General features: G+C 57.7%; 11 protein-coding genes. 2 read left to right on the forward strand and 9 right to left on the reverse strand.

The window, feature by feature from the left end; translation table 11 throughout:
* From HYZ49_15620 to HYZ49_15660, 9 genes are all read right to left on the reverse strand, one after another.
* Positions 1 to 339, reverse strand: a 339-nt coding sequence (locus tag HYZ49_15620; protein MBI3243713.1) for a substrate-binding domain-containing protein, incomplete at its 3' end; no start/stop codon positions are given.
* A 39-nt stretch (positions 340 to 378) separates the two neighbouring features.
* Complete coding sequence (locus HYZ49_15625; GenBank protein MBI3243714.1) at positions 379 to 1,689, reverse strand: ROK family transcriptional regulator; 1,311 nt, start codon at positions 1,687 to 1,689, stop codon at positions 379 to 381.
* Between the two features lie 157 nt (positions 1,690 to 1,846).
* Positions 1,847 to 2,422 (reverse strand): hypothetical protein, encoded by a 576-nt coding sequence (locus tag HYZ49_15630; GenBank protein MBI3243715.1) that lies wholly within the window; start codon positions 2,420 to 2,422, stop codon positions 1,847 to 1,849.
* A gap of 77 nt (positions 2,423 to 2,499) precedes the next feature.
* Positions 2,500 to 3,666, reverse strand: a complete 1,167-nt coding sequence (locus HYZ49_15635) for a glycosyltransferase (GenBank protein MBI3243716.1) — start codon at positions 3,664 to 3,666, stop codon at positions 2,500 to 2,502.
* On the reverse strand, positions 3,663 to 4,436 hold the full coding sequence (locus HYZ49_15640; protein MBI3243717.1) for a nucleoside phosphorylase: 774 nt from the start codon (positions 4,434 to 4,436) through the stop codon (positions 3,663 to 3,665). Before HYZ49_15640 ends, HYZ49_15635 begins: the two co-directional genes overlap by 4 nt.
* Complete coding sequence (locus HYZ49_15645; GenBank protein MBI3243718.1) at positions 4,417 to 5,670, reverse strand: oligosaccharide flippase family protein; 1,254 nt, start codon at positions 5,668 to 5,670, stop codon at positions 4,417 to 4,419. The genes HYZ49_15640 and HYZ49_15645 overlap by 20 nt, the downstream gene beginning before the upstream one ends.
* Positions 5,667 to 6,380: a methyltransferase domain-containing protein gene (locus HYZ49_15650; protein MBI3243719.1), complete on the reverse strand. Its 714-nt coding sequence runs from the start codon at positions 6,378 to 6,380 to the stop codon at positions 5,667 to 5,669. Before HYZ49_15650 ends, HYZ49_15645 begins: the two co-directional genes overlap by 4 nt.
* A complete protein-coding gene (locus HYZ49_15655) occupies positions 6,367 to 7,179 on the reverse strand; it encodes a class I SAM-dependent methyltransferase (protein ID MBI3243720.1) in 813 nt (270 codons plus the stop codon). Before HYZ49_15655 ends, HYZ49_15650 begins: the two co-directional genes overlap by 14 nt.
* On the reverse strand, positions 7,172 to 8,599 hold the full coding sequence (locus HYZ49_15660; GenBank protein MBI3243721.1) for a B12-binding domain-containing radical SAM protein: 1,428 nt from the start codon (positions 8,597 to 8,599) through the stop codon (positions 7,172 to 7,174). Before HYZ49_15660 ends, HYZ49_15655 begins: the two co-directional genes overlap by 8 nt.
* A gap of 108 nt (positions 8,600 to 8,707) precedes the next feature.
* On the opposite strand from HYZ49_15660, the gene HYZ49_15665 reads away from it, so the two are divergent.
* Both HYZ49_15665 and HYZ49_15670 read left to right on the forward strand, forming a co-directional pair.
* Positions 8,708 to 9,049 (forward strand): winged helix-turn-helix transcriptional regulator, encoded by a 342-nt coding sequence (locus HYZ49_15665; protein ID MBI3243722.1) that lies wholly within the window; start codon positions 8,708 to 8,710, stop codon positions 9,047 to 9,049.
* Positions 9,024 to 9,458: an SRPBCC domain-containing protein gene (locus tag HYZ49_15670; protein MBI3243723.1), complete on the forward strand. Its 435-nt coding sequence runs from the start codon at positions 9,024 to 9,026 to the stop codon at positions 9,456 to 9,458. Before HYZ49_15665 ends, HYZ49_15670 begins: the two co-directional genes overlap by 26 nt.
* The last annotated feature ends 172 nt before the right edge of the window (positions 9,459 to 9,630 follow it).

Raw genomic sequence — 9,630 nt, forward strand, 5'->3', positions numbered from 1 at the left:
CGGGGTGATGATGAGCACCTTGATGCCCTTGGCGATCAAGGCCTCAACATTCGCTTTCTCTTTAGCCGAATCACCCTGGCTGAACAGAATCTCTACCTCGTAGCCGGCCGCGACGAGTGCGTCCTTGAAGCGAGCTTCGTCCTGCAACCAGCGCGGCTCGTCCTTCGTCGGCAATACGATGCCGACGCCCAGTTTGGTTGTGGGAGGCTGAGTGGCTACCGGGACGTCGGTGGCGGCTGGAGCCTGGGTTGTGGCGGGGCCGCCGCAAGCGGCAAGCGCCAAAGCGCCAACAGTGAGAAGGCTCAATACCTTAATGAGCCAATGTTTTGAGTAAGACATGTTTCTCCTCCATTAGAGAAAATAAACTAAAAGTATCGGTTAGGGTAACGTGGGTTTGAGTAAAGTGTTGGGGTTGGGCCTCACCTCCTTTGGCAAAGATTTCCGGTTCGAGGAACGGTGATGGATGGGCGCGTCGAGGCGGGGATGACTGAGCATGTCGTGCAGCACCAGCGCCACGCCGCCCATCACACAACTATCAAAACGATGGGCCGCCACCAGAATTTGAACCGCCGCTCGGGGCCAGGGCATGGATCGTTCAGCCACCACCTGCTGGATGGACGGCAGGAGAAATTCAGCCGCCTGGCTAAGCGTGCCGCCGAATACGACTACAGATGGATTAAAGGTGTTGATCAGATTGGCAATGCCGATGCCAAGATACCGACCCGTCTCCTCAAGAACCTGCAAGACCAGGGCATCGCCCGATTTGGCCGCCTCGACAATTATGGGTATAGTCAAATCCGTCAGCCTGCCGTCTCTTAAAGGCAAACACGTAGGGCTGCCCGCCGCTACCGCCGCCTGCAGGCGATCCATCAAGGCCTGTTGGCTTACCAATGTTTCCCAACAGCCGTGGTTGCCGCACTTGCAAAGCAAGCCGTCGGGAAGGATAGTGGTGTGACCCACCTCCCCGGCAGAGCCGGTTGCCCCTCGATAGATTTGCCCGCCCAGCCAGATTCCCGCGCCCAGGCCGACGTTGGCGATCACATATATAAAATTGTCCACGTGCTGGGCAACGCCAAAATAGTGCTCGCCAATCGCCGAGGCCTTGGCGTCGTTATCAGCAAAGATGGGAAAGGGAAAAACTTCCTCGAGGCGGCGGCGAACGGGAGTGTCGCGCCAGCCAAAGTTCGGGCCAAACAACAAGGTGCCAGAGCGCACATCCACCAGGCCATGCATGCCCAGGCCCATGCCAAAGACCTTTTGGCCGGCCTGTTCGGCGATTTCGACAGCTTCGCGAGCCAAGTCAATCAGTTGATTCACAGCCGTTTCGGAGTCCTCGCCCGGTTGGAGGGGAATCTGTTGCCGCCACAAAACGGTGGCTCGAAAGTCGGTGAGGACGATTTTGATGAACCACACGCCGAGTTCAGCGCCGATGATGTAACCGGCGTCCGGGTTGAGTTCAAGCAAAACCGCCGGCCGACCGCCCGCCGAGATGGCCTGGCCGATCTCTCGCGCCAGCCCGGCAGAGATCAACTCGGCCACCAGGCTGGACACGGTCGTTTTGTTCAGCCCGGTTGTTGCCGCCAGGTCAGCGCGGGATTGAGGCGAGTGTGTCCGTAACAAGTTCAACAAAATTGCGCGATTGAACTCGCGTACAAGGGACTGGTCGCCAGTCTTGAAGCTTTTTGGCATTTTTTATCGAGTTAGTTTATTGGGGCAACCAACTAAGTAACAGAAAGATAACATATTTCGGGCCTGACTGTCAAGCATTTTTAACGAAAAAACGCAGGTTGCTCGCCTCCTGGGTGGGCAACCTGCGCCTTTTGAAACCTTGAGAATTTCCCTGAATCTAGCCGCGCGACCGCTCCAACATTAGGGTCATAACCACGCTGGACAGCAACAGTCCTTCGTCTGCTTCAGGAATCTCGCCTCGCTTCTCTACTACAAACTTGCCCTCCAAAAACGCCGGTTGCTTTTGCAGGCGCAAGACCGTCTGGCCACGCAGATCAACCAGATAGGCAGGGTTGATAAACATGCCCAAAAATGGAATATCACTGACAAAGGCGTCCAGCACCTTCATCCAGGGATTCTCTTCGTGAATCGAGCCAACTTCGTTGCCAGCCGCGTCCACAATGTTGTAAGTCGCCTTCCACAGCGAGCGAGCGCCCTGGCGCTTCACCGAGCCGGCGGCCTGACCGGCAGCGGAGGTGATGTTGTACGTCGCCGACCAGTCAATGATTTTGTTGGCTTTCAGTTGATATAACTGGCGGGTCTGGCCTTCGTCGGCGAAGATTTTGACATCTTCTTTCAGGGCCAGCGCCTTTTGCTTGACGTACAGCACGGTTTGTCCAGAGGCGTCGGTCACTTTGACCTGCGGGTTGAAAGCAATGATCTTGAACGAGAAGTTGAGTGGGTAGTTGAACATGAGGGTCTCCTATAAGTTGAATGCGCTAAGTTTAGCGAAAACGCCAATATTTGCAATCAGGAAATTTGGCTGGCAAGCTACCGCCAGCCCAGGCGACGAAGCGCGTCGAGCAACGCAAACTGCAAGCGCAGTCGGCGGCTTAAGCGACGGCCGCGGGTGAAATAGTCGTGGTTTCGTTTGCGGGTGTCGAGGTCAGCCAGCCAGTCCCAGCGCAAATCGTCTTTGCGGCACAGGCCGATCCCCCTGCCCGGCACAGCTTCGATGACGTTGGCCTCCGGCGGCCACATAGTTCGGCCAAACGAGAGGCGGCTGGCCCGGCTGAGGCGGGTTGTGAGCGCGTACTCAGCTTTGAGGTGGTGCCGGGCTTTGGTGGCATTCAAGTCAACGTCGTACTCGAAACCGCTCAAGGCATCCGTCAGCCGATTGAGCCGGTTGGGAAAGATTTCGTAGAACGAGTCGTAAACAGCAACCGAATCAGCCAAAGGTTTGAACTGATAAGTTTCCCGGAAGTATTGCAAAGGCGTTTGAAAATAGAGGGACGCCGACGAAAAATGCGAGCCGGCATCGCCGAAGCCGGTGGCCTGAGAGACGCGAGGGTAAGCATAGAATTGCCCGGTCTCGACCAGATATTTGGTCAGCGTCGGGAACCACTCGTCGGCGGCAAAGCTGAACCAGAGATCGTGCAAGTCGTCGCCAGGCGCAGGGCGCAGGTGGCCGCGCGCCTGCCACCCCTCGAACCGTTTCCATTGCGCCCGCGTCCAGGCCTGGCCTTGCGTGTAAGGAATTTGCAGAAAGAAGGCGTCACTGCCGTCGGCCAGCGGCAGGAAAGGATGATGGGTGTAGCCGTTGAACCACAAGGCGTAAAGCGAAACGCCGCCGATCCGCTCGTCGTCGTAAAAACTTAGCGCCTGAGTAGCATAATGAAAAAACATCGGCGAAACAACCAGATCGTCTTCGAGATAGATAACGGCCTCGTGTTGTTGAGTCTGCCTGCCACAAAACAAGAAGTGCTGAACAAGGCCCAAATGTTGATCGTGGCGGATGATTTCTTTTGAGCCATGCTCCCAGCGGAACGACTCAGCCGTTTCAAAGACTTGCCGATTTAATGGATCGTCGCCACGATCAATTGAGATGATCAAACGTGGCCGCGCCTTCGCCGGGTAAGCCGCCTTTTGCAGGGAGGCGAGGAGACGCGCCAGAGCCTGAGGCCGGTTGTAGGCCGAGACGACAATTACAGGCGTCATGCTTGCCTGGCGGCCAGATAATCCAACACGGCGTCAAACAAAACTTGCAAGCCGCGCTCCATCTTCTTATGATCGCCCGCCATTTGCCAGCGGCCATTTGCCAGCGTGTCGGCCACCACGAAAGCGGCCAGGGCAGATGTGTTCGTAGCTTGAGCAACGGCAAACAGAGCGGCGGCTTCCATTTCAACAGTAGAAACGCCGGCTTGCTGGTGAGCCAGCGCCACGCGGCGCAATTCGCGAAAGGGCGCGTCGGTCGTCCAGGTTGAGCCGAGGGTATAACGCGCTTCGCGCTCATCGAGCGCCCGGCCTAATCCTTGCGCCATCTCCTGAGAACCGTCCACCCACTGCCCGGCTGGCAAGTAGTGTCCCGAAGCGCCTTCGCCGCGCATTGCCCGGTTGCAGAGGACAAGATCGCCGGGTCCTAGTTCGGGTTGCAATCCGCCAGCCAGGCCAACGACCAGGAAACGCTTGACTCCAAAAGCCGCCAGTTCATCCACCAGCGCCGCCGTCACCGGCGAGCCAAGCCCGAAGTTGCCCATCAACCCGACGCGACCCTGAGTGCGTTTGAACAAAAACAGATCGCCGTGAAAGCCCCCCACCCTCTTTGTTGGGTGGCGGCGGGTAACGTAATCAACCAGGCTCCGCTGAAAGGCCAGGATGACTGACTCCGGCGGCGGCACGTCGGGCAACAGACCGAGACCGCGCTTGTGATCGAGCAAGTCGGCGGCAATGAAGATCGGCTGATCGGGATCAGGCAGGTCGGATGTCATGTGAGGTGAAAGATGTCGGCAGTCGAGTCGTTTGGTAGAGCCAGATAAAAACGAGCGCCTGAAAACATTCAGCCTCCAGCGCGCCCCAGGCCGCGCCTGCCAGGCCAAACTTTTGAATCAAGGCGCCCTGCAAAATGGCGGTGGCCAACAGGGTAAAGGCCGTCCCTTTGAGAATCGCCAACTCGCCACCGCTTGCTACCAGCATCAGCGAGACACAAGCGTTGATCGTGTACGGCAACAACGCCCAGACGAGAACGGCCAGGGCCGTTGCCGAAGCGTCAAAGCGCGAGCCATAAACGGCGGAAATGATGGGCGCAGAAAACAGGGTGGTTGCCGCCGCCATTCCCAGGCTGAGGATGGACATGGCCGCCAAAATAATTTGAAAGGCTCGAGTCGTTTCCAACGCTCCTCGCCGCGCCACAACCGGCAAGAGCGCGCCCAGCAGAGCATAATGCCCGAGCTTGAGTCCTTCAAATAGTCTGGCCGCCGCCGAAAAATAACCGACGGCGGCATCCCCGGCCAGCGGCTGGAGAATGAATAGGCTCAAGCGTTGTGAAAGTAGGCCGAAGAAAGTCAACAGGGCCAGCGGCCATGCTTTTTGTAAAAGGTGAGCGACATCCGAGAACGCAACTGCGAAATGAAAAGTGAGATCGGGAATGTAAATACGGCACAGGATTGCCGCCAGCCCGGCAACGATCATTTGGCAGGCCAGGAGCCAGGCGCACAACGCCAGCAAATCGCCTTCATTCTTCACCAACAGCGCCGCACCAGCTATCTGCAACAAAGCGGCGATCACGTTCAGGGCCAGAATCAAGCTCATGCGCTCGAACGCTCGCGCCAGCGCGCTGAGGACGGTGAAGAAGGCGAGGGGCAACAACGAAAGCAGAAGCAGGCTCAGGGCTGGCCGGGCCGGGCCGGGCAAAGGCCAGGCAAAGGTGGCGGCCATGATGCCTCCGATCCATAAAACCGACAGGCCGAGTTGAAGCCAGATGGCCGCCGTCGTCAGATGCGTGATGCGGCCTGCGCGTGCCGTCTCGCGGATCAGCAAAGTATCTGTGCCAAACGTCGTGAAGACGTTGCCCAGAAAGGCCAGCGTCGCCACGAGGGCGTACTGCCCGAAAACTTCGACGCCTAAACGGCGGGCCAGCAGGGCGTGGAACAGAACCGCCAAGCTTAACACCGCCACTCGCGCCAGCAAGAGCCATAGCGAATTTAACCCCAGCCGCCTGATCATGTGCGTCTCAACCGTAGCCAGAGAAAAGGCGAATCGGCGACGCCGACCTTGCGCCGCAAGCGAGCTAATGGCGCATTTGGATCATAGAGACATTCCAGATTGTAACCGCCCAACGAGTCATTGATGTGATGATGATAATAAGCCGCCATCTCCGAAAAACCCAGCGCGGTGTAATAGGCTTGAGTTCGCTGGCGGGCAAGGGCTACTTCCGATTCTGAGTAAAGCGGGCTGTCCAAAATGTGAAGCTCCCCTGGCGAAGTCAACAAAGGGAACAGTTGATCAATCAGAGCATGCAAATCTGGGAAGTATTGAATAACGCTGGCCAGGACGATAACATTGAAGCTTGTTTGAGGAAAAGGGGAATGGAAAACGTCGGCCCAAACAAACGAGAGGCGGCTTCCCCTGGCAAAAACTCGCGCCGCCTGCTTCAGTTCAGACCAGTTCACATCGAGTCCCCAGGCATGGCAAGCGGGCAGTTGCGCCAATTTGTGAGTCAGCCAGCCGTTGCCGCAACCCAGATCGAGAATCGTCAGCGGCTTCGGCAGGCGATTCAAGTAAGCGGTCAGTCGCAAAGCCGAAGCGGCGCGTGCCCGCCACTCGGCCTGCAACGGGTGCGAAGGCGGGGCTTGCGGCAGGCGAGACACTTGCTCATCTAAATACAGTCGCCCCTCTTTCTCGCGCACCCGGAGGTACAAGTCAACGTCCTTCATATGGCAAATATTGAAAGGTGAACACGAGAAAATCGCCCCAACAGTTGAACGGCCAGCGTTTTCCGAAATGCTCATCCAACGTCATCAGCCGCCGAGTCAAGCCGGGAAAGCGGCGCGGAAAATTTTCCATGTAAGACGGCGGGCAGAAAAGCGAAAGGCTTTGACGAGCAAGCAAGCGAAAGCTGGAATCAAACGCGCCGGCAACTTGCGATGGCCGAAAATAAAACGTGCGCACCTGCGCGCCTTCGACGTTTGCCAGAGCACCATCGCGGTTGAGCCGCCGCGCCGCCGTCCGCCAGTGGCCGCGAACCACTTGAGCCAACTCCCACGGGCAAATCGGCGGCATCACGACCCACACGACGTGCCCGCCCGGCTTGAGCAGGCGCGACAGTTGGCGTGTTACGACTCGCAAGTCCGGGATGCAGTTCAGGCCGCCGAAATTGGAGAAGACGGCCTCGAACGGGCCGCCCCTCACCTCAGCCAGATCGGTGAATGAACATTGTTGGACGGTGAAGCCGTCGTTTGACCGGGCGGCATTGATCTTGGCCTCAATCGCCGCAATCATGCCATCGGCCAGGTCGGTAGCGTGAACACGATAGCCTTGCGCGGCGAAGAAGGCGGCGTCGGCACCGGTGCCGGCATTAAGTTCAAGGATGGAAGCGCCGGGCCTCACGCGCCGCATCAAACTCTGGCGCTCCAGCCCGCGCGCCCAACGAATCACCGGATGGTTTTCGCAGTAGTCGTCGTACACCTCAGCCTTGCGCGAAAAGCCCAGGTTGACGCTTTCAAACTCAGGCATGGGCAGAGGCCATCCGGCGCAGGCGCGCTTCGGCGCGAAGCAAGCCGAGAAGATGATAAGGCGCGCGAGCCAGGCGCGGCCAGTCGCCTAAACGCCAGGCGCGCCTCAGGCGAAACTCGTGATGCACCCGCCCGTGCAGAACGCGATAGAACTCTTGTGGAAACGGGCCGCGATAGAGCATGGCAAGATCGTTTGAGTCGATCCAGTTCTGTTTCTCGCCCAACTCCAGCTTGACGCGCTCGAAGAACTTCGTGCCGGGCAGCGGGTAACTGACCGAGATGCCGATGTCGTCGGGCTGGCACTCGCGCACCATCTTGAGGGTGAGTTGAATGTCGCCCCAGGTTTCGCCGGGGTAGCCGAATTGTAGGAAGAAGCCGGTTTCTATACCCGACCCTTTCAACAACCGGGTTGCGTTATAAATATCCTGCACAGTACCGCCCTTGTCCATCGCATCCAGAATTTTCTGCGAGCCGGACTCAGCGCCGAGCCAGACTGTTTTGCAACCGGCAGAGGCCAGGGCCGCCGCCACATTTTCGTTGACCAGATCGGCGCGCTGGAGGCACTTGAAGGGAATGACAGAGCCGGCTTCCCTGACGAGGCGGCTGAACCGTTCGATCCAGCCGGGCTTGAGGCCGAAGATGTCGTCGGCAAACCAGAGGTGATCAGGTTGATAGTTTTCCTTCAACCACTTCATTTCGGCGGCCACATTTTCGGGCGAGCGCGAGTTGTAACGCTGGCCCCAGATCGGCTTGGCGCACCAGTTGCAGTGGTAAGGACAGCCGCGAGTCGTCACCATATTCATCGAGTAGTAGCCGTGCCGCTCGCGCCAGAGCTTTTGATAGCGCGGGATGTTCACCAGGTCCCAGGCCGGGAAGGGAAGCGAGTCGAGGTCGTGAATGTCGGGACGGCGGGTTGGGGCGTTCAATTGAACGCCCGTACGGCAGGCAAGGCCAAGGATTTGAGAGAGAGGTTGGGCAGAGCGGCCAGCAAGAGAGTCGAGGAGTTCGCCGAGAGTGAGTTCGCCTTCGCCGAGCAAAACGAAATCCGCGCCACGTTCGAGATAGAGGCTGGCGTGGTCGGTCATGTCTGCGCCGCAGACGATGACGACACAGCCGCGCGCTTTCGCTATGTCAATCATGGTCAAGGCGGCCTGGCGCATCCGCAGGAGGCACATTTTGGAGAGGTAATTGAAGTTATCTTCAAAGATGCAGGCGAAGCGCGGCTGAACCTTGTCAAGCACGGCGGCCCATTCTTCTTCCGACTCGGCCAACATGGCATCGAAGAGGGCAACCGAGTAGCCCTTGCTTCGGGCGTAGCTGACGGCATAAAGTGTGCCGAGCGGCGGGTAAGGTTGCATGGCCGCCCACAGCTTGGGGTCGAAGCGGAGGTAGTAGGATTGGCCGAAGAGGATGTCGGTCATGAGGCCATCATAGTCGGTCTCGCTAAGCGCCGCAAGAACTCAAGAAACTGCGGCATCGTCTTAAGATTTAAGTTGACACTTTCATAAGTAAATACTAAAATATAAGCAATGGACACTGCCTTACACGCACTTGCTGAACCCCACCGGCGGGACATTTTGCGGCTCATCCATAATAAGGAACTTTCTTCTGGAGAGATTGCTTCCCACTTTGAGATAACCGGCCCGGCTATTTCTCAACATTTGAAGGTTTTGGTGGATGCCAGGCTGGTTACTATGCGAAAGCAGGGAACCAAACGGTTGTATCAGGCCCGGCCAGAGGGCCTGGCCGAAGTCCGGGCATATTTGGAGAGGTTTTGGGAGGACAACCTCCAGCAACTCAAAATGGTCGCAGAGGCTGAAGAACGGAGAACAACCAGTCGTGGACCTGTCAGCAAAAAGCGCCGTGCTTGAGCGCAAAATTGCCATTGCCGCCAAGCCTGAAACCGTGTTTTCGTTTTTCACCGATCCGGTGAAGCTGGCTCGGTGGAAAGGGATGCGGGCCGAACTTGATCCGCGACCTGGCGGACTCTATCGCGTCAACATCAACGGGCGCGACGTAGCGCGTGGCGAATACATCGAGATTGTCCCTTACAGCCGCATTGTATTCACCTGGGGCTGGGAGGGTGAAAACAGCCCCCTGCTCCCTGGCGCTTCTACGGTTGAAATTACGCTCGTCGCCGACGGCAAGGGAACGATTGTCCATCTTCAGCATCACGGGTTGCCGCCCGAACAATATGATTTCCATGCAAAGGGTTGGGATCACTTTCTTCCACGTCTGGTAGAGGTCGCCGAGGGCCGGGACCCGGGGCCAGACCTTTGACCACAAATCGTTGAATTACCGCTTGTCTCTCCAATACCTTCGCCATTACGATGGGACGAAGGAGGGTTGAGCGATGTGAATGCGACCCAGACGGGCCACTTGGCTAAAAATCTGCGCCAATAAAACTGGCTCAGGTTTTTGCGGAAGCAATTTTATCGTCACATTCACGTAC

The sequence above is a fragment of the Chloroflexota bacterium genome, from assembly GCA_016197225.1.
Classification (GTDB): Bacteria; Chloroflexota; Anaerolineae; order Anaerolineales; family VGOW01; genus VGOW01.